The sequence below is a fragment of the Cupriavidus sp. FW305-3-2-15-C-LB2 genome (assembly GCF_058787575.1).
Genome location: NZ_JBYSZW010000006.1, coordinates 120345 through 143251 on the forward strand (window position 1 = coordinate 120345; position 22907 = coordinate 143251).

General features: G+C 67.1%; 20 protein-coding genes, 1 tRNA gene and 1 pseudogene. 16 read left to right on the forward strand and 6 right to left on the reverse strand.

What is annotated here, in order from left to right:
- Window positions 1-230: 230 nt before the first annotated feature.
- Window positions 231-473, reverse strand: a complete 243-nt coding sequence (locus AC3WRR_RS07150; RefSeq protein ID WP_439668094.1) for a hypothetical protein — start codon at window positions 471-473, stop codon at window positions 231-233.
- Window positions 474-948: 475 nt separating this feature from the next.
- On the opposite strand from AC3WRR_RS07150, the gene AC3WRR_RS07155 reads away from it, so the two are divergent.
- On the forward strand, window positions 949-3000 hold the full coding sequence (locus AC3WRR_RS07155; protein WP_454751418.1) for a serine/threonine-protein kinase: 2052 nt from the start codon (window positions 949-951) through the stop codon (window positions 2998-3000).
- 26 nt (window positions 3001-3026) lie between these two features.
- On the opposite strand, the gene AC3WRR_RS07160 is transcribed toward AC3WRR_RS07155, so the two are convergent.
- Window positions 3027-4235 carry a formylglycine-generating enzyme family protein gene (locus AC3WRR_RS07160; protein ID WP_058696646.1) on the reverse strand — a complete coding sequence of 403 codons (1209 nt, stop codon included), beginning with the start codon at window positions 4233-4235 and terminating at the stop codon, window positions 3027-3029.
- Window positions 4236-4529: 294 nt separating this feature from the next.
- On the opposite strand from AC3WRR_RS07160, the gene AC3WRR_RS07165 reads away from it, so the two are divergent.
- The 8 genes from AC3WRR_RS07165 (at window position 4530) to AC3WRR_RS07200 (ending at window position 16792) form a co-directional block, all read left to right on the forward strand.
- A complete protein-coding gene (locus AC3WRR_RS07165) occupies window positions 4530-4955 on the forward strand; it encodes a DUF4399 domain-containing protein (RefSeq protein WP_010813601.1) in 426 nt (141 codons plus the stop codon).
- A 59-nt stretch (window positions 4956-5014) separates the two neighbouring features.
- Window positions 5015-5443 carry a DUF4399 domain-containing protein gene (locus tag AC3WRR_RS07170; protein WP_010813600.1) on the forward strand — a complete coding sequence of 143 codons (429 nt, stop codon included), beginning with the start codon at window positions 5015-5017 and terminating at the stop codon, window positions 5441-5443.
- A gap of 366 nt (window positions 5444-5809) precedes the next feature.
- Window positions 5810-7330: an efflux transporter outer membrane subunit gene (locus AC3WRR_RS07175; protein WP_058696645.1), complete on the forward strand. Its 1521-nt coding sequence runs from the start codon at window positions 5810-5812 to the stop codon at window positions 7328-7330.
- Between the two features lie 227 nt (window positions 7331-7557).
- Window positions 7558-10170 carry an FHA domain-containing protein gene (locus AC3WRR_RS07180; RefSeq protein ID WP_058696644.1) on the forward strand — a complete coding sequence of 871 codons (2613 nt, stop codon included), beginning with the start codon at window positions 7558-7560 and terminating at the stop codon, window positions 10168-10170.
- On the forward strand, window positions 10167-11546 hold the full coding sequence (locus tag AC3WRR_RS07185; RefSeq protein ID WP_058696643.1) for a beta-barrel domain-containing protein: 1380 nt from the start codon (window positions 10167-10169) through the stop codon (window positions 11544-11546). The genes AC3WRR_RS07180 and AC3WRR_RS07185 overlap by 4 nt, the downstream gene beginning before the upstream one ends.
- A gap of 80 nt (window positions 11547-11626) precedes the next feature.
- Entirely contained in the window at window positions 11627-12379 is a 753-nt protein-coding gene (locus AC3WRR_RS07190; protein WP_010813596.1) for a peptidylprolyl isomerase, read from the forward strand.
- Window positions 12360-15479 carry a peptidase domain-containing ABC transporter gene (locus AC3WRR_RS07195; protein ID WP_010813595.1) on the forward strand — a complete coding sequence of 1040 codons (3120 nt, stop codon included), beginning with the start codon at window positions 12360-12362 and terminating at the stop codon, window positions 15477-15479. The genes AC3WRR_RS07190 and AC3WRR_RS07195 overlap by 20 nt, the downstream gene beginning before the upstream one ends.
- Window positions 15476-16792, forward strand: coding sequence for a sigma-54 interaction domain-containing protein (locus AC3WRR_RS07200; protein ID WP_010813594.1), 1317 nt, complete (start codon window positions 15476-15478; stop codon window positions 16790-16792). Before AC3WRR_RS07195 ends, AC3WRR_RS07200 begins: the two co-directional genes overlap by 4 nt.
- A 38-nt stretch (window positions 16793-16830) precedes the next feature.
- Here AC3WRR_RS07200 and AC3WRR_RS07205 read toward each other — a convergent pair whose 3' ends face one another.
- Window positions 16831-17607 (reverse strand): PP2C family protein-serine/threonine phosphatase, encoded by a 777-nt coding sequence (locus AC3WRR_RS07205; RefSeq protein WP_010813593.1) that lies wholly within the window; start codon window positions 17605-17607, stop codon window positions 16831-16833.
- Window positions 17608-17681: 74 nt separating this feature from the next.
- Window positions 17682-17861, reverse strand: coding sequence for a hypothetical protein (locus AC3WRR_RS07210; protein ID WP_234788091.1), 180 nt, complete (start codon window positions 17859-17861; stop codon window positions 17682-17684).
- 499 nt (window positions 17862-18360) lie between these two features.
- On the opposite strand from AC3WRR_RS07210, the gene AC3WRR_RS07215 reads away from it, so the two are divergent.
- The 7 genes from AC3WRR_RS07215 to AC3WRR_RS07245 all read left to right on the forward strand — a co-directional run bounded on the left by AC3WRR_RS07215 (window position 18361) and on the right by AC3WRR_RS07245 (window position 22147).
- Entirely contained in the window at window positions 18361-18846 is a 486-nt protein-coding gene (locus AC3WRR_RS07215; protein WP_439668093.1) for a lecithin retinol acyltransferase family protein, read from the forward strand.
- 33 nt (window positions 18847-18879) lie between these two features.
- On the forward strand, window positions 18880-19110 hold the full coding sequence (locus AC3WRR_RS07220; RefSeq protein WP_010813590.1) for a hypothetical protein: 231 nt from the start codon (window positions 18880-18882) through the stop codon (window positions 19108-19110).
- 62 nt (window positions 19111-19172) lie between these two features.
- A tRNA-Arg gene (locus AC3WRR_RS07225) sits at window positions 19173-19247 on the forward strand.
- 431 nt (window positions 19248-19678) lie between these two features.
- Window positions 19679-20839, forward strand: a complete 1161-nt coding sequence (locus AC3WRR_RS07230) for a glycosyltransferase family 4 protein (protein ID WP_439669044.1) — start codon at window positions 19679-19681, stop codon at window positions 20837-20839.
- 18 nt (window positions 20840-20857) lie between these two features.
- Window positions 20858-21583 carry a polysaccharide deacetylase family protein gene (locus AC3WRR_RS07235; RefSeq protein ID WP_439668092.1) on the forward strand — a complete coding sequence of 242 codons (726 nt, stop codon included), beginning with the start codon at window positions 20858-20860 and terminating at the stop codon, window positions 21581-21583.
- Window positions 21584-21669: 86 nt separating this feature from the next.
- On the forward strand, window positions 21670-21879 hold the full coding sequence (locus AC3WRR_RS07240; RefSeq protein ID WP_439668091.1) for a hypothetical protein: 210 nt from the start codon (window positions 21670-21672) through the stop codon (window positions 21877-21879).
- Window positions 21880-21910: 31 nt separating this feature from the next.
- Entirely contained in the window at window positions 21911-22147 is a 237-nt protein-coding gene (locus AC3WRR_RS07245) for a hypothetical protein (protein WP_010813577.1), read from the forward strand.
- Between the two features lie 27 nt (window positions 22148-22174).
- Here AC3WRR_RS07245 and AC3WRR_RS07250 read toward each other — a convergent pair whose 3' ends face one another.
- Both AC3WRR_RS07250 and AC3WRR_RS07255 read right to left on the reverse strand, forming a co-directional pair.
- Entirely contained in the window at window positions 22175-22546 is a 372-nt protein-coding gene (locus AC3WRR_RS07250; RefSeq protein WP_011615769.1) for a helix-turn-helix domain-containing protein, read from the reverse strand.
- A 5-nt stretch (window positions 22547-22551) separates the two neighbouring features.
- Window positions 22552-22853, reverse strand: a pseudogene (locus AC3WRR_RS07255) (type II toxin-antitoxin system HigB family toxin).
- Window positions 22854-22907 lie beyond the last annotated feature (54 nt).

Here is a 22907-nt window from a genome sequence, read left to right on the forward strand (position 1 = left end):
GCTGTTCGCGGCGAGCACTGCGGTCATTGACTCCACGCGCCAGACTTCCTGCGACTCTCCGGGTGGTCCGGATGGGCGTCCGCTTCATGCATCATGGGCGGAATCATGGGAAGCCTGCCTGGAACAGAATGACCGAACTGCTGACCGCGTGACCCAGGTGGTCCGGGCCCGTCCGCATCCAAAGCCCGCCAGCGATGGCGGGCTTTTCATTTGGCGGTTGTGGTTGCGGTTCAGTCTTCTGCATCCTTGCCAGCGGTCTTGCGCGGCAGCCGCCCTAGCGGCTGCTCCTGCGGCATCACATGGCGGTTGCCCGGCAATCCGCCCGGGTAGTCGACGATGCGCGCGGCGCCCTGGCGCCGCAAGCCATGCCATGCCTGGCCGCCGGCGGTACGCCCGCCGCCCAGGATGGCGGTCATGGCCTGCCGGTCGAGATCCATGCTGTCGGGCAAATCCTTGATGACGATCACTGCCATGGCTGTCTCCGGTCAAGTGGCGCCACGGCCATGCGGCCGCGGAACCGCTTCAGTATAGGCGAGGCGGTCCGCGGTCTTGCCCGCCGGACCGCCGCGCGGTGCGCTCAGATGGCGGCGCAATTGCCGGCCCATCGGGAGGTACTAACGCAGGGAATGTGCCAACGCCGTTGCCGGCCCCCGCCAGGCACGCGCAACTGCCTGAAAGCATGGGGGATTTATTTTCGATGTCGGCTCGCGCCCGCTGGCTGTAAGGCCTGCCGCATGCCGCGGGTGACGGGCCGCAGGCAACAGCCGGCGTGCTGGTGTTGGCGCGGCCGCGACAGTGGCGCGCTACAGGTGACGCGATTCGCAAAGAGCGCCCGCGCGCCGCGTTGCACGCCGGCCTCGCGCGGTTTGCGCATGCCATGGGTGCGCACTAGTATCCATCTCGAAGGCAGGGCATATCTGCACTGTGGGATGGGCCGTGCCAGCAACCATGTCGGGGCATCCCGTGGCCAGTCTCAAAGAACTGATCCGCAAGTTCCAGAACGGCGGTCTCTCCGACGACGAGTTTGTTGCGTCGTTCGAAACGGCGCTGGCGCAGGACCCCACCACGCCCAGCCAGGCCGCGCGCGTGGTCATCGAGGAAAACACGCGCTTCCCGTTCCCGCCCGCGGTCTATGCCGAAGTCATGCGGCGCATCGAGCGCCGCGGCGCCACGCAGTACGACGGCGCCACCGAGGCCACGCGCCTGGCCGGCACGCAGACGGGCTCGCTGTATGCGACCTCGCCCGAGCCGGGCACGCTGCCGCAGGCGGCGCATACCAAGGGCGTGGGCGATACGCTGAACGGCCGCTTCGTGCTGGAAGAATGCCTGGGCGTGGGCGGCATGGGCACGGTCTACAAGGCGCTCGACCTGCGCAAGCTGGAAGCCTCGGACCGCAAGCCCTATATCGCCATCAAGGTGCTGAACCTGCAGTTCAGCGGGCACCCCAAGTCGCTGATGGCGCTGCAGCGCGAGGCGCGCAAGGCGCAGACGCTGGCGCACCGGAATATCGTCACCGTCTATGACTTCGACCGCGACGGGCCGGTGGTCTTCCTGACCATGGAATACCTGTCAGGCTCTTCGCTCAACCATGTGCTCAAGGCCCCGGGCTTCACCGGCATGCCGATGGCGCGCGCCATGTCGATCATCAACGGCATGGGCAATGCGCTGGCATACGCGCACGAGCGCGGCTTCGTGCACTGCGACTTCAAGCCCGCCAACGTCTTCCTGACCGCCAACGGCGAGGTCAAGGTGATCGACTTCGGCATCGCGCGCGGCTTCCTGCCGCCGGCCGACGAGTCCGACCGGACCGTGTTCGATCCCGGCTCGCTGGGTGGCATGACGCCAGCCTACGCCAGCCCGGAGATGTTCGACCATTGCGAGCCCGACCCGCGCGACGACATCTTTGCGCTGGCCTGCGTGACCTATGAACTGCTGACCGGCAAGCATCCCTACCAGCGGCTCTCGGCCAACCAGGCGCGCGATGCCGGGCTCAAGCCGGCGCAGCCGCCGCAGTTGAGCCGCACGCAGTGGAAGACCCTGCGCGAGGCGCTGTCGCTCGACCGCGAGACACGCACGCCCACCGTCGCGCGCTTCCTGCATGGCATGAGCGCGGTGCCGGTGGTGTCCACGCGGCGCCCCTCGCCGCTGATGGCAGGCGGCGCGCTGGCCGTGCTGGCGGGCGTGTCGGCGATCGGCTACTACGCCTGGCATTCGCAGCGCCAGGCCGAAGCACCGGCTGGCGATGCGCGCGTCGAGGCCCCGGCTACCCCTGTGCCCGCAGCGCCGGTCATCCCGCCCGCACCGGCTGCCCGCCCGGCGGTGCTGTCGATGGCCGACGTCACGAAGATGCTGGCTGCGGTGCCGTGCTCGCTGCTCACCGCCACCCAGCAGGCGCAGACGTTGCGTGTGCGCGGCTTCCTGGCCGAGAGCGTCGGCGCCGTGCGGCTGCGCGAGCAGCTCAGCGCGTTGCCGGGCGTCAAGGAGCTCAAGGGCGTGTCGATCGACACCCAGCCGCTGGCCGCCGACAAGTGCGACGTGGCCACCCTGATCGCGCCGTACTGGTCGGGCCACCGCGAGGGTGACACGGCTTCGTCGCTGCGGCTGCGCGGCCAGGGCACGCAGCTGACCGAAGGGTCACCGCTGGTGCTGGATCTGCGCACGCCGGCGCGCGACTCCTATGTCTATGTCGATTACTTCGCGGCCGACGGCAAGGTGGCGCACATGGTGCCGAGCGCGCGCGTGCCCGCCCACCAGGCGCCGCCCGGCCATGGCGCCACGGTTGGCGACGGTGGCGACTGGATCATCTCCGGGCCGTTCGGCACCGAGCTGGTGGTGTTGCTGACCACGCCCGCGCCGCTGTTCGATGGCCGGCGCGCAGAGGTCGAGTCGCACAAGGACTACCTGAAGGCACTGGAAAAGCCGCTGGCGCAGATGGCACGCACCTATGGGCGGGACCGCATCAGCGCGGACCTGGTGCAGATCTCCACGCGCGCGCGCTGATTGCCGCTTGCCAATTGCGCCAGCCGCTACTTCATGTCGCGCGCCACGCGAAAGCCGTTCTGCGACTGCCGCACGCTGGGGCTGTACTTGAAGCGCGTCGACGACACCATGTAGCTCGCCCCCTCGCGCCAGGAGCCGCCGCGGATCACGCGTGCGCCGCACGCGTTCTCGTTCCACACGCGCCCGTCGGCGGGCGCGCCCTTGTATGAGCTGTGCCAGCAATCGGCCACCCATTCCCACACGCTGCCGTTGACGTCGTGCAGGCCGTACGGGTTGGCCGCGAACGTCCCGACCGCGGCCGGCGCATCCTGGCTCCACGGGTCGCCGCAGTCCTTGCAGTTGGCATTGCCCTTGCGCATCTGGTCGCCCCACCAGTAGGCACTGGCGGTGCCGCCGCGCGCTGCGTATTCCCATTCCGCCTCGGTGGGCAGCCGGTAGGCCTTGCCGGTGGTCTTGCTGAGCCAGGCCACGTACTGCTGCGCGTCGTCCCAGCTGACATCACGCACCGGCGCGGTCTTCGGGCTGTCGGCGACGGTAGGGACGCGCTGGCAGCCGCCGGCGTCGGCGCAGGCATTCCATTGCTCGACCGTGACCTCATAGCGGCCGATGGCAAACGGCTGGCCGATGGTGACGTGATGCGGGGGCTTCTCGGCGGGATCGCTGGCACTGCTGCCCATGGTGAAGCTGCCCGCCGGCAAGGAAACCAGCACCGGGCAGGTCGGGCAATCGCGGATCTCGCCGGTGCGCAATGTGGGGCTGACCGCGCCGCCCGCCGCCGTGCCCGGGCGCGGCGATGCAGTTGCCGGTGGCGCAGCAGGCGGCGATGCCGGACGCGCTGCCGCGGCGGGCGCTGGGGGCCGCGTGACCTGGCCCGCGGCAGAGGTGCCGGAGCGGGGCGGCGGGGCGGGCGCGGGCGCCTGGGCCTTGGGTGCGGAGGCGGACGCCGCCAGCCGCTCCAGGCGCGCCCTGGCCAGCACCGCGAAGCGTCCGTTGGGGTACTGCTTCAGGTAGGCCTCGTAGTCGCCGGCGTAATTGCTGTTCTTGATCGATTCCCAGAAGCTCAGCTCGTACTGCTCGTCGGTGTTCTTGGGCATGATGCCGGCGAGCAGCAGCGGTTCCGTGGCCGCGGGGCCTGCGGCAGCGGCGGCCGCCTGCGCAGGCAGCGGCGCGCCGGCGAGTATCGCGGCCATGGCGGCCATGGCGGCCGCGCATACGACTGGTAGATTGCGCCACATCTTCACACCTCGCTGGAGCCGCAGCGATCCCGCTGCATGCCGGTAGCTGCCGGCACATGCGTCGGGGGCGCATTGTGGTGTTGCCGAGACGTCGACCGGGCTTGCTTCAAGATAGCACAGCGCTTGTGTCTCCGGCGGGGCATTGCCATGCCGCCGCGACGCGCCGGGTTCGCTTTTTCCGGGCTTGCGACCTAACCTGAATGACGAATCGCCGAGCGCTGACCAACAAGCAACAAGAATGGGCTTTCGGGACAACGTGATCGGGTTTCGGACTGTTTCCGGGAGGCGCCGCGTATGTCCAGACGATTCCTGTTCCGCCTGCTGGCGGCTGCCACCCTGGCCGCTGCGCCGTCGCTTTCGCTGTCGACGGCAGCCCCGCCCAATGCCGAGGCCTACATCATCTGGCCGCACGATGGCACGGTCATCAGCGGCGGCAAGTTGTGGGTGCGCATGGGCCTGCGCAATATGGGCGTCTGCCCCAAGGGCGTCGAGTCGCCGCGCTGCGGGCACCACCACCTGCTGGTCGACACCGAGCTGCCGCCGCTGGACAAGGAAATCCCTTCGGACAAGAACCACCTGCACTTCGGGGCGGGCGAGACCGACGCGCGCATTGAGTTGCCGCCCGGCAAGCATACGCTGCAGTTGCTGATGGGCGATGCCAAGCACGTGCCGTTCGAGCCGCCGATCTATTCGAAGAAGATCACGATCACGGTGAAATAGCGGTGCAGCGCGCGCCGCGGAAGCCGAACCAGGTCGATCAGGAAACAGGGGAGAGCACCATGTCCAGACTACTTGCCGCGGCTGTCTTTGCCGCCAGCCTGCTGCTGTCAGCGGTGGTGCAGGGTGGTTCGACGCCGGCGCCGCCCAACGCCTACCTGTATATCGGCTGGCCCAACGACGGGCAGACGATGCCCGCGGGCAAGCCATTCAAGGTGTGGTTCGGGCTGCGCAATATGGGGGTGGCGCCGAAGGATGTGAAGTATCCCAATACCGGGCACCATCATCTGCTGATCGATGCGGATCTGCCGCCGATGGACAAGGAAATCCCCAACGACCGCAATCACCTGCATTTCGGGGCGGGGGAGACCGAGACCATGATCGAGCTGCCGCCTGGCAAGCATACGCTGCAGCTTTTGATGGGGGATGACAAGCACATTCCCACCAACCCGCCGGTCTATTCGAAGAAGATCACGATCTACGTGAAGTGACCCGGATCTTGCGGTGACGGCGGCGCGCGTGTGCCGCCGTTTTTTTTGCGCCGGCTCCGCAAGTGTCGCGTGCCATCCAACACCGACGCGCGATCTGTTGGTTGCGCCCCGCCAGTACGCCGTGACGCCAGCTCGCCGCGCATCCGCGGCCGGCGCCGGCTGCAATGAAAAACCCCCGTGTTTACAGGCACTTCCGTGATCCGCGCGGGCATGGCGCTGGAGCTGGCACGCTCCCTGCTGTTGTCCTTTCCAACCCGATGCTCGAGACCAACCCCATAGACAACACCTCCCGCTGACCCCATGCATATCGGGGTTGGTGTGCGCGTCCGCGCGCACCACAATACAGACAGACTTCGCGGCCCCGGCATGCCATGGATAACTCAAGTGCATCCCGCCCGCCGCCGTCGCACGCAGGAACCCATCGTGCCCGAATCCATCATTGCCTCGCCCGGGGTTACGTCGACCGCCGCGCCGCACCGTACTGCCTGGCTGACCGCGCTGGCTGCCTGCACGGCGCTGCTGGCAGGCTGCGCCGACTTCCGGCCGCCGGTGTACCAGCGCCCGGAAACCCCGGCCAAGGCCGAATGGACGCGCCAGGGTTCGATTACGGTGTCGCCGGCCGAAGCGGTGCAGCCCAACTGGTGGCACGGCTTCAAGGATCCCTACCTGAACAAGCTGATCGAACAGGCACTGGGCGGCAACTATGACATCAAGGTGCTGGCGGCGCGCATCCGCGTGGCCAACGCGCAGATCGGCGAGGCCCGCGCGGGAGCGCTGCCCGTGATCGGTATCGGCGCCAGCGCGAACTTCCAAAAGACCACCGGGCAGAAGTCCACTACGATTTATAACGCCGCCGCCCAGCTGAACTGGGACATCGATATCTGGGGCAAGGTCGAGAAGGGCGTGCAGGCGCAGACCGCCGAGTTCAACGCGACCGAGGCCGACTGGCGTGCCGGCTACCTGACGCTGGTGTCCAATGTGTCGACCACTTACTTCCAGATCCTGCAGTTCGACGAGCAGATCGAGCAGCAATCGCGCACCGTCGCCAAGAACGGGCAGATCCTGTCCACCTTTCAGGCGATGTACCAGAACGGCCTGGTGCCCAAGATCCGCGTGATGCAGCAGCAGGCGGAAATCAACCGTCTCAACAAGGACCTGCTCGAGCTGCGCCGTTCGCGCGATGTCGCCGAAAACGCGCTGGCGACGCTGGTCGGCGTGCCCGCGGGCAATCTAAAGGTTCCGGCAGGGCGCCTGCAGGACCGCGTGCAGCCGCCCGCGGTGCCGGCCGGGCTGCCGTCGCAGCTGCTGGCGCGCCGTCCGGATGTGGTGGCCGCTGAATACCGCGTGCTGGCGGCCTACAACATCGTCGGGCAGGCACGCCTGGCGCAACTGCCCACCATCAGCCTGACCGCGAGCGGCGGCACCGCAAGCTTTGCGCTGAGCTCCCTGCTCAAGTCCTTCACCTTCGGCTTGGCGCCCAGCATCAACCTGCCGATGCTCGATCCCAACGTGCGGGCGCGCGTGAAGACCACCGAGGCGCAGGTGGGCGTGGTGGAAAACGAATATGGTCGCACCGTGATGACCGCGTTCGAAGAGGTGGAGAGCGCGCTGGTCAACGTCGACGCGCACAAGAAGCAGCGCATCGAGTTGCAGCAGCAGGTTGAGCAGCTGCGCGTCGTGTCCGCGCAGATCGAGGCGCAACTGAAGGAGGGCGTGGTCTCGCAGCTGGAAGTGTTTGAGACCGAGCGCTCGCTGCTGGCCGCGCAACTGCAGTTGTTGGCGGTCCACCAACAGATCCTGGCCGACACCGTCACCCTGTACAAGGCGCTTGGCGGCGGCTGGCCCGATACCGATGTGCGCAACGCGGCCTCGAATCCAACGCAATAAGTGCTGCCAGAGGTTCCTTGGCGGTGTTCATGTGATACCGGCGTAAGCAACGCGTTGCGCAACGCGTCCATAGCCCTGGCCGCTTGCCCCGCTGCATGTGCCGCTCCCGTGCCAACCGCGCGTCCCGCGCCCGATTGACTAGCCTTAGCCGTCGCCTACTATGTTCTTAGTCGCTTCACTCCCCTGGCCTGCCGCCGCGGCAGCCGCGCTGTTGGCTCGCTGGAAACATGGCTCCTGACGAAGCACTGATCATGGAAATGCCGGTGAAAATGGCCCAGGGATTCACGCGGGAGTTCTCTCACGATCTGGCGCAGGAATTCGATGTATTCCTGACGCCCGTCGCGCGCCCCGAGCTGGGCGAAATCCGCATTGACGAAGACCTGTTCGCCGTCGGCCGCAGCGAGCTGCCGTTCGCCACCTACCCGGAAGACCTGGCCGCGCCGCTGTCGCGCCGGCATGCGCGCATCTTCGCCGAGCATGGCGCGGTTTATGTGGCGGATCTCGGCAGCAAGAACGGCACGCGCGTGAACGGCGCGGCGGTGGCGCGCCAGCCGGCGCAGCTCAGCGACGGCGATGAGGTGGCCTTCGGGCCCGCGCTGTCGTTCCGGGTCCGGCTGTTGCCGCGCGCGCCGCAGCCCGAGCCGCCGCGGGTGGCGGTGACGCTGGTGCCCGAACGCGGAGATGTCGGACTGCAGCCGCTGCACGTGGACGGCTTCCCGTACCTGATCAGCAAGGCCGACGATGCCTTCGCGCGCTACCGCGACAGTTATCCTCAGCAGGTCAACTACCTGTCGAGGCGCCACGCGCACGTGTACCTCAAGGGTGGCGTGCCGTTCGTTGAGGACCTGGGCAGCACCAACGGCACCTTCGTCAACGGCAAGCGCCTGGCAGACCACGGCGTGCCGCTGGACGACGGCGACCTGATCGCCTTCGGCGGCAACCACTTTGTCTACCAGGCGCAGGTCCAGCGCACGGGCGATGGCGATGCCACCGCGACGCGCTCGATGCTGCAGCCCGTCGCCGCGGCACCGGACACGCCGGCCGCTTCCCCGACGCCGGCCGCGCGCGACGAGGATGACCGCACCACCTTTGTCGGTGCGGCCGATTCCTTCCTCGACATCTTCTGCGTCGACTACGCCGCGCAGCAGGACGACGAGGTCAACGCCGAGGCCGAGGCACAGGCCGCGGCGGCCACTGCGGCGCACGACGGCGCGCAGGCACGCCGCAAGCGCGGACGTGCCGCGCTGTTGCTGGCGGAGGGCGCCAGGCTGTTCGGCCTGGACGATCCCGCACGCACGCGGCGCGCGGCGCGATGGGGTGGCGCGTTGCTGTTGCTCGCAATACTGGCGGGCGCGGCCGTGTACTGGCGCGGTGCGGCGGAGCGCGAAGTGCAGGCCCTATTTGCCGCCGGCGATCACGCCCGCGCGGCGCAGGCCGCCGACGATTACCTGGCGCGTCATCCCGACGATGCCCAGGTGCAGGCCCTCGGCGCCGAGGCACTGATGCGCGCTTACGTGCCCGATTTTGCAGCCAGGCTGAAGGCCGGTGATGTCAGCGGCGCCGATGCCGCGCTGGCCCGGATGCGCAAGCCCAGTGCGCACAACGCCGATGCGCGGCCGCTGGTGGCCGAGCTCGACTGGATCGGCCGGCTCGAACGCTTCACCGCGCAGCGCGGCGCCGACGCGCCGATCCGCCTCTACACCGATGAGGCTCCGATCCGGCAACTGCTGGCGTACTGGAACCAGGACACTACCGCGCACCAGCGCGCACTCGGGCGCATCGCGGCCGATGTGCCGGCGTTCCGCGATCTCTATGCCGATGCGCTCAGTGATGTGCGCCGCCTGCAGAATGATGCCTCGGTCTACCTGGCGGCGATCGACCGGCTGAACGCCACCATCGCTGCCGAACTCGGCCGCGACCGCCCGGAGGCGTTGCAGCCGGTCATCGCCGAGTACCGCGAGAAGTATCCGCGCCTGGCCGGGCTGGACCGCGTGCAGTCAGACCTGGACCGCTACACCGCGCTGATGCAGGCACTGCGCGCGCGCCGGCCCGGGCCGCTGGTGGCGCGGCTCGCCGACAGCCGCTTCGCCACGCCGCCGTTCCAGGCACAGTTCAACAACCTGGCCGCGCGCCTGCCGCCGCCGGAGATGGTGCGTCAGTATGCCAGTGCGGCCAGGGCGTGGCAGCAGGGCGACAGCGCCGCTGCGCTGGCGGGGATCAAGCAGATCAGCGGCGGACCCTGGGCCGACGACCTCGCGCGCGACCTGTCGCACAAGCAGAAGGTGGCGGCGCAGTACGCCGAGTTGCAGTCCGCGCGCGGCAGCAAGGGCTATGAGGACCGGCTGCTGGGCTTCTACGCCATGCTCGATGCCGAAGAAGACGGCCACTTCGCCAAGGCGGTCGAGGCCGACGTCAACGGCGTGCGCGACAGCGCCCTGCGGCGCGCGCGGGAGCTGATGGGCAGCGCCGTCGCCGCATGGAAGCAATACCGCAGCAATGGCGTGATCGGCAGCGAACAGCGGCTCGAGCCCGGCATCTCGCCCAGGTTCCGCGCGCAGGCCCGGTTGCTGTCGCAGGCGCAGGGAGACGCGCGCCAGGGCATGCGTATCTTTACGCAACTGCGCGCGGGGGAAAGCGCCGACCTGGCACAGCTCGCCAAGATCGAGGAAGAGATCCGCGCCGAGGCCGACCAGCAGCGGCGCGCGCTGCACGAATTGCGCACCGTGCTCGATCCCGCCGTGCTCAAGACCAAGCTGGAGCTGATCGGCGGTGAAGACACCGGCAAGGCGCCGGAGCCAGCCGCTGCTGCCGCGGCGCCACAGCAAGCGGGGCAGCCATGAAGAACGATGCCCGACAGGGCGGCCTCAAGCCACTCTCCGAGGCGCTGGAAGACCACAGCGCCGAGGGCATTGGCCTGTTGAGTGCCGAGCCGTCGCGCCTGGGACTGCTGACCATCGTCACGACCTTTGCACTGGTGTTGTGCGGGCTGGTGTGGTCCTTCGTCGGGCATGCCGATGTCATTGTCACGGCGCAGGGCACGCTGGCGCCGGAATCCGAGGTGCGGCGCTTCTATGCCCCGGTGGACGGCGAGCTCGCCGACCTCTATGTGGCCGAAGGGCAGCCGGTGTCCAAGGACGACGTACTGGCGCGCCTGAATGCGCGCGGCGCAATCGAGGCCGCGGCCAATGCACTGGAGGCGCAGCTCAAGCTGGAAGACTCCGAGCGCGAGTGGAAGCAGTTCCCGGACAAGAAGGCGCTGATGGAACGCCGGGCCGCGGCGCTCAAGCAGCAGATCGACGTGGCCACGCGCCAGCACGAGACCCGCATTGCAGAAGGCACCACGCGGCTTGCCGAACAGCAGCGCGCCCAGCTGCAGGAAGCACGCAGCAACCTCGAGAACGCCCGCCGCGCGCGCGAGTTCGCGCGCCAGGAGCAGGACCGTTATGCGCGCCTGCTGGCGCTGCCGGGCGGTGGTGGCGTTTCGCAGTCGCAGGTTGACACCAAGCGCGCCGCGGCGCAGGACGCGGAGAACAACCTGCGCGTGGCGCAGTCGCGGCTGAGTGAACTGGATGCGCGCCTGGGCCGCGAACTCACCCAGGCCAGTTCCGAGCTTGAAAGCAGCGGCCAGGACCTGGCCGGGCTGCGCGTGCAGTACGAGGCGGCCCTGCGCGAGATTGCCAACACCGAGGACAAGCTGCGCCTGCAGGTGCAGACCGCCCGCCTGGTGGCAGACGCGGCGGCGCGCATCCGCTTCGAGAACATCGACAAGGACAACTTCCTGCTGATCCTGGCGCCGGTGTCGGGCGTGATCACCGATGTCACCTCCACCCAGCGCGGCGACAAGGTGCAGGCCAACACGCCGCTGGGGGGCATTGCGCCCAAGGATGCGCGCCCGGTGGTCAAGATCGTCATTGCCGAGCGCGACCGCGCCTTCCTGCGCGAAGGCCTGCCGGTCAAGCTCAAGTTCAGCGCCTTCCCGTACCAGCGCTACGGGATCATAGAAGGAACGCTGGAATTTATCTCGCCCGCCACCAAGCCGGGGCCGGACAAGCAGCCGGTCTACGAGGGCCGTGTGCGCCTGGCACGCGACTACTACGCGGTGTCCGACAACAAGTATCCGTTGCGTTACGGCATGACCGCCACGGCAGAGATCGTTGTGCGCGAACGTCGCCTGATCGATCTGGGGCTTGACCCCTTCCGTGAGGTGGCAGGGTAGCGCAGCCGGGGGGAAACACGAAAACAGCCGATCTGGACAGCCCGGTGCGCAAGCGCAGGGGCCGTCAAAGGAGCCGAGAAATGACTGGCATTGTGCGTATCGACGACGAGGTGTTCGGCGTCGAGGAGTTCGTGCGGCTGCTCAAGCTGACCGGGCAGTTCGAGGGCCTGGTCGAGCAGATGGTGCGCGACAAGCTGACCGTGCACGCCGCGAAACGGCAGGGCCTGGTGGTCACGCCCGAGGAGATCCAGGAGCGCGCCGACCAGTTCCGCCGCGTGCAGGGCCTGCATCGCGCCGCCGACATGAACCACTACCTGGATGCGCTGAACGTCAGCCTGGACGAGTTCGAGGCCTTTATCACCGACAACCTGTATCAGGAGCGGATGATGGAGCAGGTCTGCAACGACGCCGCGGTGCAGGAGTACTTTGCGCTCAACTCGCCGCGCTTCGACAGCATCGAGGTCAGCCATATCGTGGTCGACAGCGAGGGCAAGGCCAAGGAGCTGATCTCATACCTGCAGGATGATCCGGAGGCCTTCGCCGAGATGGCGCGCGAGCATTCCATTGCCGACACGCGCGAGCGCGGCGGCGAGATCGGCAAGGTGCTGCGCGGCTCGCTCAAGACCGATATCGAGGCCAAGGTCTTCAATGCCGAGCCGGGCGACCTGCTGGGGCCGTTCCCCGCCGCTGACCGCTCCTTCTTCGAGGTGTTCCTGGTGCGCGACAAGCACCAGGCCACGCTCGACAGCGAGGTGGCGGTGGAAGTGCGGCGCCTGTTGCGCGAGAACTGGCTGATGGCCAGGGCGCAGGAACATGTCATCGAAGCCCGCTAGCGAGTCCGGCCAGGCCGGTGATCGCGCCGCCGCGGCTGCCCCGGACAAGCCGGAGGCAGGATCGGCGCTGGCCGCCTTCCTGGCCAGCGTCGAGATCCTGTCGGTGCTGACGCCGGAGGAGTTGGCACGCCTGGCGGAAGCCGCGCAGGTGCTGACCTTCGGTTTTGGCGACACCGTCTGCAATGCCGGCGAAGCGGCGCCGGGCTTGTTTGTCGTCAAGTCCGGCTCGGTGCGCGTGTTCAACGAGGAGCACGGCAAGGAAATCAGCATGGGCGTGCGCAAGACCGGCGAGGTCTTTGCCGATATCGCGCTGCTGCGCGACTACCGGCATGAGTCGTCGGTGCGCGCCTCCGGCAAGACCGAGCTGCTGATGATCCCGCGCAGCGTGGGCGAGCCCGTGGTGGCGGGCAACCCCGCCGCGCTGGCCTTTATCACCAGCTATGTCGCGATCAGTTCGGCCGGCGGCTTTGTCGCGCGGCTCTTCGACCTGCGCGGCAAGCTCGACAAGCAGGAGCTGGAAGACGCCGTGCGCAGCGTCGGCGTCAAGCGCGTGGCGGCCGGCAAGGAAATCCTGAAGCAGGACGGGCGCGAGGACCGGCGCCTGTACGTGGTGCGCCAGGGCACGGTGCGCATCGTGCGCAGCGAAGAGGGCAGCGAGTTCCCACTGGCCACGCTGGGGCAGGGCGATATCTTCGGCGAGCGCGCCTGCGTGATGCGGCAGGAGCAGCTGGCCTCGGCCATTGCCGAAACCGACGTGCGCCTGCTGGTGATCCCCGAGAAGACGGTGCAGCTGATCCTGGAGCGTAACCCGCGCCTGCGCGAGGTGCTGGAAGAGCGCATCCGCGTGCTGGACCGCGAGCTGCATCGGCAGAAGAAGCTGGCCGAACGGCGCAAGCGCCCGGTGCTGCTCGACCTGCATTCCAAACCGGAGCTGGGCGAGAAGCTGATCCGCCGCTTCGCGCTGGTGGAGCAGGCCGAGGAGATGGATTGCGGCGCGGCCTGCCTGGCGATGATCTGCCGGCACTACGGCATCCCGATGACGCTGGGCAAGCTGCGCGAGCTGGCCAACGTGACCACCCAGGGCGCCACGCTGGACAGCCTGGCACGAGCCGGCGAATCGCTCGGCTTCACCACGCGCGGGGTGCAGTGCACGCGGGATTCGCTGATGGGCTTCGAGCTGCCCTTTATCGTGCACTGGGAGGGCTACCACTACGTGGTCGTGTACGGGATCTCGTCGCGCTGGGTGTGGGTGGCCGACCCGGCCATCGGCTTCCGCAAGATGAGCGCGGAGGAGTTCGAGCGCGGCTGGAGCGGCACCTGCCTGCTGTTCACGCCGGGCGAGAGCATGACCCAGCTGTCGGTGTCGCGCTCGCCGTGGCTGCGTTTTATCGGCTACCTGGCGCCGTATAAGAAGATCCTGTCGCACCTGTTCCTGGCTACCTTCGTGATCCAGATGCTGGGGGTGGTGCCGCCGCTGATCATCCAGAACATCCTGGACGGCGTGGTGGTGCACCAGAACGTGGGGCTGCTGCACCTGCTGATCGCGGGGCTGATTATCTCCAGCGTGTTCTCGCAGCTGATGGCGACCATCCGCGCCTACCTGGCCAACTTCATGGTGCGCAGCATGGACTTCGCCATGATGTCGCAGTTCTTCAAGCACACGCTATCGCTGCCGCTGTCGTTCTTTGCCAAGCGCAAGACCGGGGACATCTTCGCGCGCTTCCAGGAGAACCAGACCATCCGCGCCTTCCTGACCGAGTCGACGGTGACCACGGCGCTGAACCTGCTGATGGTGTTTATCTACTTCACCATCATGTTCCTCTACAACGTCAAGCTGACGCTGCTGCTGATCGCCTTCGTGATCCCGATCGCGGCGCTGACGGTGGTGGTGACGCCCAAGGTCAAGACCTATGCGCGCGAGGTGTTCGCGGCATCGACCGATGCCAAGGCCTACCTGATGGAAACGCTGGGCGGCGCCGAGACCGTCAAGGGCATGGGCATCGAGCGCCCGGTGCGGCTGCGCTGGGAGCGCAAGTACGCCAAGGCCCTGGACGCGCAATACCGGGCGCAGGCCTTCCATATCCTGGTGGGGCTGGTGAGCCAGCTGCTCAACGCCGCCACCACCATCGCGGTGCTGTGGGTGGGCGCGACGCTGGTGCTGGAGCGCGAGCTCACCATCGGCCAGCTGATCGCCTTCAATGCCTTCATGGGCAGCGTGCTGGCGCCGCTGATGGGGCTGGTGGCCTTGTGGGGCCAGCTCAACGACGCCGGCGTGGCGATGGAGCGGCTGGGCGACGTGCTCGACCTGGAGCCCGAGCAGAAGCCGCAGGACGTGCTGTCGCGCGTGATGCTGCCCGACCTGCAGGGCGAGATCGTGATGAAGGACCTGTACTTCCGCTACGGCGGCGAAGACACGCCCTACGTGCTGGAGAACATCAGCTTCGCCATCCGGCCGGGCGAGATGGTGGCCATCGTCGGGCGCAGCGGCTCCGGCAAGACCACGCTGGCCAAGCTGCTGGTGGGCTTCTACAAGCCTACCGAGGGCTCGATGACGGTGGACGGCTACGACCTGAACGTGATCGACGCGGCGTTCTACCGCGCTCAGGTGGGCTACGTGATGCAGTCCAACCTGCTGTTCTCGGGCACCATTGCCGAGAACATCGCCTGCGGCGACGACAGCCCGGACCGGCGCCGCATCGAGGAGGTGGCGCGCATGGCCGATGCCCACGCCTTTATCAGCAAGCTGCCGCTGGGCTACGAGCAGGTGGTGGGCGAGCGCGGCATCGGGCTTTCCGGCGGGCAGATCCAGCGCCTGTGCATCGCCCGCGCGCTGTACCACGACCCGCGCCTGCTGGTGTTCGACGAGGCCACCTCGGCGCTCGACACGCAGTCAGAGAGCAACATCCTGGCCAATATGCAGGAGATCCTGCGCGGGCGCACCGCGGTCATCATCGCGCACCGGCTCAGCACCATCATGCAGGCCGACAAGATCCTGGTGCTGTATGAAGGCGCCATCGTCGAGCAGGGCCGGCACGAGGAGCTGATCGAGCGCAAGGGCATGTATTTCCAACTGGTGCAGAAGCAACTGAGTGCCGCATGAAGCTATATAACCAGGGTGCCACCCCCGCCTCGGCCACCTCGCCGGTGTCGTTTGCCGGCCTGATCGAGAAGATCGAGATCCTGCGCTCCACGCTGCGCTGGTCGTCGCGGCTTGACCGGCCCGAGATCGAGAAGCTGCTCAAGCAGGCCACCACGCTGCGCGACGAGGTGATGGGGCTGTCGCACAAGGAGCGCTTCGTGCAGGCGGCATCGGCCGAGGCCGCCGCGCCTCAGGAAGAAGTCGAGCGCATGCCGCGCGAGCGCCGGCAGGCGCTGGTGGAGCGCAGCTTTATTTTCGAAGGGACCTTCGGCGACAACCCCAAGTTGCTGGAAGCGCTGGAGATTGCCGAGAAGGCGGCGCCGACCGACCTGCCGGTGCTGATCGATGGCGAGAGCGGCACCGGCAAGGAGCTGATGGCCAAGGTGATCCATGCCAATGGCTCCCGCACCGACAAGCCGTTTATCTCGGTCAACTGCGGCGCGATTCCCGACAGCCTGCTTGAATCCGAGCTGTTCGGCCACAAGAAGGGCGCCTTCACCGGCGCCAGCAACGACCGGCGCGGCAAGTTCGAGAGCGCGCATACCGGCACCATCTTCCTGGACGAGATCGGCGAGCTGCCGCTGACCGGGCAGGTCAAGCTGCTGCGCGTGCTGGAGGCGCACGAGATCCAGCGCGTGGGTTCGGACGAGGCGATTTCGGTCGATACGCGCATCGTCGCGGCCACCAACAAGGACCTGCGCCGCATGAGCCAGGCCGGCACCTTCCGCGAGGACCTGTTCTACCGCCTGAGCGTGATCCACGTCAGCCTGCCGCCGCTGCGCGAGCGGCGCGACGAGATCCCGCTGCTGGTGTCGTACTTCAGTGACGAGGCCGCAGGCATGCTCAAGCGCCGGCCGCTCAAGCTGACGCCGCGGCTGCGCGACTTCCTGCTGCACTACGACTACCCGGGCAATATCCGCGAGCTGCGCAACCTGCTGTACCGGTTGAGCTGCCTGGCCGGCGACACCGCCGACCTGGCCCACCTGCCGCAGGACATCCGGCCCAGGCCGGCCGCGCTGGCGGTGGTCGGCGCGGGCACGGCAGCCGCGGACATCACCATGGCGACGTCGCTGAGCGAGGCCAAGCGCGCCGCCAGCGACGAGGCCGAGCGGGCCTTCCTCGAACGGGGCTTGCAGGAAGTCGGCGGCACCGTCGCCGAACTGGCGCGGCGCTTCGACATGAACCGCTCGCACCTGCAGATGCTGCTGAAGAAGCACGGCATCCACTCGAAGGATTTCCGCGCCAACCGGCAGGCCGACGGCGGCAAGGGGTAGCAAGGGGCAGGGGGCCGAGGCTGCCGGCGGTCGTGCCTTCAGGCGTCCAGCTCGGGATTGACCAGCGTCTTGTCAGAGCCGTAGGGGTCCGCCGCACGCAGCACCACCACCGACACGTTGTCGCGGCCGCCGGCATCAAGCGCCATCTGCACCAGCGTCGGCGCGGCCTGCGCAACGTCCTGCTGCGCCAGCACCGCCGCGATGTCGTCATCGTCGACCTCGTTGCTCAGGCCATCGCTGCACAGCAGGTAGACGTCGCCATCGGCCACCTCGGTCAGCAGCTGCTCCGGCGCCAGCGTCGGGGCCGCGCCGACGGCGCGTGTGATGGTGTTCTGCGCGGGATGGTGGCGCGCTTCTTCCGGGGTGATCAGCCCGCGCGCCAGCAGGCGCTCGACCTGGTTGTGGTCGCGCGTGAGGCGCGCGAACTGGCCGCCGCGCAGCCGGTACAGGCGGCTGTCGCCGGCCCACACGCAGGCGCAACGGCGATCGCCCGCCAGCATCACCACCACCGTGCTGCCGATGCAGCGCACGCCCAGGCGCGCCGCTTCATCGACCAGCGCCAGATTCACGCCCTGCAGCGCCGCGCGCGTGGCGTCGACCCGGTCTTCCAGCCGGGGCTGCGGCGGCAGCGTGGCCAGCGCCTGGACCACCGCCTGGCTGGCGAAGTCCCCCACGGCATGGCCGCCCATGCCGTCGGCTACCGCCCACAGGTCCTGGCCGGGCAGGTCCAGGCAAGCGTCCTCGTTGCGTTCGCGCACGCGCCCGACGTCCGTGCATGCGGCCGAGGTCCACTGGAAGTGCGAGTCGAAACCCAATCTTGTCTCCGGTCCGCGTGAAGCCCCGGACCAGCCGGGGCACTACCACGGCGGCGCTGGCGCTCAGATCAGCATCAGATCAGCCGGCCGTCGTTCCTCGCGCCCTGGTCGCCCTGGACATTGATGTTGGCGTTTGGCGCGTTGTTGCGGATATCGATGTTCTGGAACTGGTTGTTCATCTGATCAGCATAGAAGCTGTAGTTGATCTCGTAAAAGTTGATCACCGTCCCGAGCGGCAGCGGAGACGAGGGCACGAACGGGCGGATCGTTGATCGCAAGGGTGGCCATGATCGGTCTCCGGTGGATGTGGCGTGGCGCCGGGGGGCGGTACCGGTATTTAGCAAGGCGCCTGCCACAGCATGGGTGTGGCAGGCGGGCGACTGGAAACCCAAGGCCGGCGCGGGCTGCAGGGCGGAGTGGCGACAACGGGGCCCACCCCGGCGGGCCTGCCACGTTGGCCTGGACCCGACACCCGGCCAGCCAGTGTCGGGATGCGCCCACCACAGCGTACGCATCGCGCGATCGCTGCCGCCAGCCCGTCCAGGCCCCGCGGCGCACGGCGAATGGTGGCTACCAGCCAACAGAGTTGCCGCCACGCGGTTGGCTGCCATCCGACAGTCCATCCCCTCCAAAACCCCCGGATTCCCGCCAAACCGTTGTCCTGCCGTGCCTCCCTGGTATTGGCATGGTTGATGCTGTTGGTCTGGCATGAAGCAGCAATGCCTGCAGCAACCAGACAGACCGAGGCCAGCCATGAACATCCAGGAACAACAAGAACGCGCTACCGGCAGCGACGATCGTTTCGCCGACCCGCTGCCGCTCGGCGCGCACCTGGTCACGAAGCGCCACGGCTACGCCCATCATGGGATCTATGCCGGCGCCGGCCGCGTCATCCACTACGCCGGTTTCGCCCGCTCCCTGCAAGCCGCGCCAGTTGAAGAAACTACCCTCGAAGCCTTCGCCGCCGGATTCGGCATCGCCGTCAGGCCGGAACCCTGCGCCCGCTTCGCCGGCCGCCAGGCCGTCGAACGCGCCCGTTCCCGCGTTGGCGAAAACGCCTACCACTTGCTGACCAACAACTGTGAGCATTTCTGCTCCTGGTGCCTGTCCGGCGAAAGCCGCAGCGAGCAGGTGGAAACATGCATGCGCCGCCCGCGCGCCGCGCTGCACATCGGCTGGCTGCTGCTGGGCGCGCTGCTGCAAGCCCAACTGGGCGGCCTGAACCTGGACCTCGCCTAACCGCGCGGCCATCACCGAATCAAGGAGCCTGCCATGTCCGGACTGATCGACTGGGAACTGCGCTGCAACCTGCGCGGACAAGCCTGCCACCGCAGCTGCGCCACTGCCGCCGCCAACTGCGCCCGCGGCCACCACCGGCCGGGGCGCCGCGCCCTGCGCCATGCCGGCCGGCCGACGCGCCTGCCGTCGTCCGGCCGCCTTGCCGGGCGAGGCCGCCGGGACGGGTCCGCCACTGCGGGCGAGCCGGGCCGGTGCGGATTTTGATATACTCCGGCCCGTCTCCAGGATCACCGCGCCCGCGGTTCCCGATCCTGACAGTCCTGTCCCTCGCCGTAGTTCAATGGATAGAACGAGCGCCTCCTAAGCGCTAGATACAGGTTCGATTCCTGTCGGCGGGACCATTCATCAGACTGTCCCCGCGAATCCCCAAGCATCCCTACGCAAAGGTTCGGCCGTTATTCTGCCGGCGGGTCCCGGCCCCGCACGGTTCCCTTCGTACCAGACTTAGTCGCTGCGCGTGGCGACGAGTTGGGGACTTCCCACCGCCAGTTTCGTCCGCTCGCTTTCCCCCACACGGGCGGTCAACGAGAACTGTTCTCAATACGTTACGGAATCTTACATCGCTCGCAGAAGCCAGTCGGTCTGCGAAGACAGCGGCACCCGCTTCCTTGAGTGTCCTGAGGATTTTTCCTCTCTTTTCGATGAAGATGGCTGCGAAAGCCGATCAAATCGCTTCGGGGTTTGGGCCAGCCCCTATGGGGTGCCTTGTAATTTTTTGTAATGATTGAGGGATGCTCTGACCACAAAAGAGCTCCCAGAGGTGGAGGAGAAATTGCGGGTGCTATTCACGAACTTCCACCGTGGAAACGGTGGCGGGCACGATACCTATGTCATCAGCCTGCTGGCAGGCTTGGCGCCGTCCCATGAAGTGACGGTGGCGGCTCCACCGACCAGCCGTCTGTTCCGGCTCGCCAGCGACCGCGCCGGCGTCGAGGTGGCGGCGGTCGACTATGCACCGCGGGGCCTGCGCTGGCTGCGCGAGTTGTGGGCGCTCTGGCGGCTCATCAGCCTTGGGCGCTTCGATATCGTCCATGTCAACGGTTCAGCCGACCACAAGCTGGTCATGCTCGTACGCCTGGTTGCCTTGCGCCGGCCGCGCATTGTCTATACCAAACACAACGATCACCGCAGCAACAGTGTCGGCAACTGGCTGCGCGCGCGGCTTGGTACCCACCATGTAATTGCGGTCAGCGACTATGTCGCCCGGAAGCTGCGCGCCTCCCCGTATAGCCGCGTGCCGGTGTCCACCGTGTCCCATGGCGTCGACATGGGGCACTTTGCACCGCCGGCGCCGGCGGAGGCCGATGCGCTGCGGGCGCGATACTTCGGTGCCGGCTCGGCATGCACGGTCTTCGTCAGTACCGCCGGTACCCGCTATGAGAAAGGCTGGACGGACCTGCTGGAAGCCGTTGCGCAGTTGCCCGCCCACTTGCGTAGCGGTGTACGCGTGATCCTGGCTGGCGAAGCGCCATTGCCATGCATGACCGGGAAGGTCGCGGCGCTGGGACTCGGATCTCAGGTCGTTTTTACGGGCTTGCTGGACGATGTTCGTCCCACCCTGGGGGCAGGGCACACCGCCTTTGTGTTGTCGCGGAGTGAGACTCTGTCGTTTGCCTGCCGCGAAGCGATGGCGATGGGCCTGCCGGTACTGGTTTCCGATGCCGGCGGCCTGCCCGAGAACGTGACCGATGGGCAGGACGGCTGGGTGGTGCCGTGCGCCAACATCGAGGCACTACGGGCGCGGCTGGAGCAAATCCTGTCAGCGCCCGATCGGCTGGCCGAGATGGGTGATGCTGCCCTGTCCAAGAGTCGGACGTACTTTGGCATGGATGCCTTTGTTGCCGGCACACTCACCGTGTACCAGGCAGTTCTCGAGCGGGGGGCGCCGCCTCAGCCCGTGTCAGCCGCGCTGACCCAGAGCACCAGCCAGTAACCGCGCACTTCGTACGACATGTCGATCCCGATCCTGACCTATCACCAGATTGATATCGTGCCGCCCCATGGCACGCCGTTTCGTGGCCTGACCGTCAGTCCCGCGCAGTTCCGCCAGCAGATCGCCTGGATGCGCCAGCTGGGCTATCGCGGCCTGTCGATGCGCGAACTCATGCCCTATGTTCGGGGCGAGTCTGCCGGCAAAGTGTTCGGGATTACGTTTGACGACGGCTTCCGCAATGTCTACCGGTATGCGCTGCCCATCCTGGCGGAGTTCGGCTTTAGTGCCACCACCTACTTTGTGTCCGGCCAGATCGACGGCAGCAATGTCTGGGACGCCAGCCAAGGCGTGCCGCCTGCTCCGCTGATGAACGCCGAAGAGGTGCGGGAATGGGCCCGCTTCGGCCATGAGGTCGGCGCCCATACGGTCGACCACGTGCACCTGCCGGCATTGCCGGCGGCGGAAGCCCGCCGGCAGATTGAAACCTCCAAGGCAGCGCTGGAGGACCTGGTGGCGATGCCGGTCACTGCTTTTTGCTACCCTTATGGCGAACAGCAGGCGACGCACCGGGAAATGGTGCGCGAAGCTGGCTACGACAACGCCACGCTGACGCAGCGCGGGCTGGCGCGTGCCGATGACGACCCTTTCGGCCTGCCGCGAGTCCATGTGCATTGCGGCACCAACCTGTTCCGCTTCCTGCAGAAATGCCTGACGCGGCATGAGGACAAGCGGCGGGGTGACTGACCTCAGGCGGCGTTACTGTGGACTAGCCCCGCCGACAGCGGCCACATTCCGTTAGATATCAATCCTCCAGACTCCGGAGCGCAGCCATGGAATTGAAATACAAAGGCCGAGAGATCTCGATCCAGGTCATAAAGGACGCGAGCGGCCAGTGGGACTGGTCATATGGCATCCGCGGTCACGGACACCGGCACAACACCGGGGCGCTTGCTCCCACGGAATCGGTCGCGATCGATAACGCCTATGCGTGCGCGAAACGGGAGATTGACCAGGCCACTTCAGGCGACGCCAACGACTGACACTTCCTGAATGCCACTAGTGGAGAAAGACATGGATCTCCAAGGGTTCACGTATTACCGCGACCACTGGTATGAAGCATCGGCAACGTCCCTTGGCGTTGGCGGCCCCTGGCAAGGTGAGGTGACCATCTGCGCGAAAGCGGCGGATGGCGCGCCACTCAAGGTCTTCGATCACCATCTTGTTCCGGGCCAGTTCTTCAGCGAAGGCGAGGCATGGCAGCATGCCTCGGACTGGGCCAGGAAGCAGATCGATGCGCGCTTTGGCTAGCACGCGCGCCAGTCGCTGCGCAAGTGCTCATGCCGCACTGCGTTCGGCGATCAGCACGTTCGCGGGAATCTTCAGGTCACGGTGCAGCCGCCGGATCATGGCCAGACTCAGCGCGCGCTTGCCATTGAGCACTTCATATACGCGGTTGAGGTTACCCAGGTACGGTTGCATGTCGCGTGGCGTGAGGCCAGCTTGTTCCATGCGAAAGCGGATCGCGGCGATCGGATCCGGCAGATCCATCGGAAAGTGCCCGGCTTCATACCGTTCCACCAGCATGGAGAGGATTTCCAGCTTGTCGCCCTCAGGCGTGTCGGGCACAGGGTCTGCGTCGACCAGGGCGGAGACCGCGGCCAGCGCTTCCTGGTAGTCGGCTTCAGTGTGCAGGGGGCGGATATCCATGGTGATCACTCCATTTCCGCGGTGGCGGCGTCAATGCGGTCATAGTCGAGACGGGTGCCGATGAACTTCACGTAGACGACCCCAACCGGTATGCGACAGCGACGATAAGCCGGTACTTGTTCCCGCCGAGATTGAAGACCACGCGGTTGCTGCCGACGAAGCTGGCACTGGCGTAGCGTGCCTTGATGTCCCTGGGCGCGGTCCAGGCCGCGCAGCGGGCTTCCTCATGCCAGGCAAGCAGCGGTTGCCTGGCTTCGGGGTGGAACTTGCTGAATTGCAGCAAAGACCTCTTCGCTATGATTCGCATGTGGGCAATGCCAGTCCCAAAATGGGACTGCGGCAAGAGTGGATGAGGGGTCAT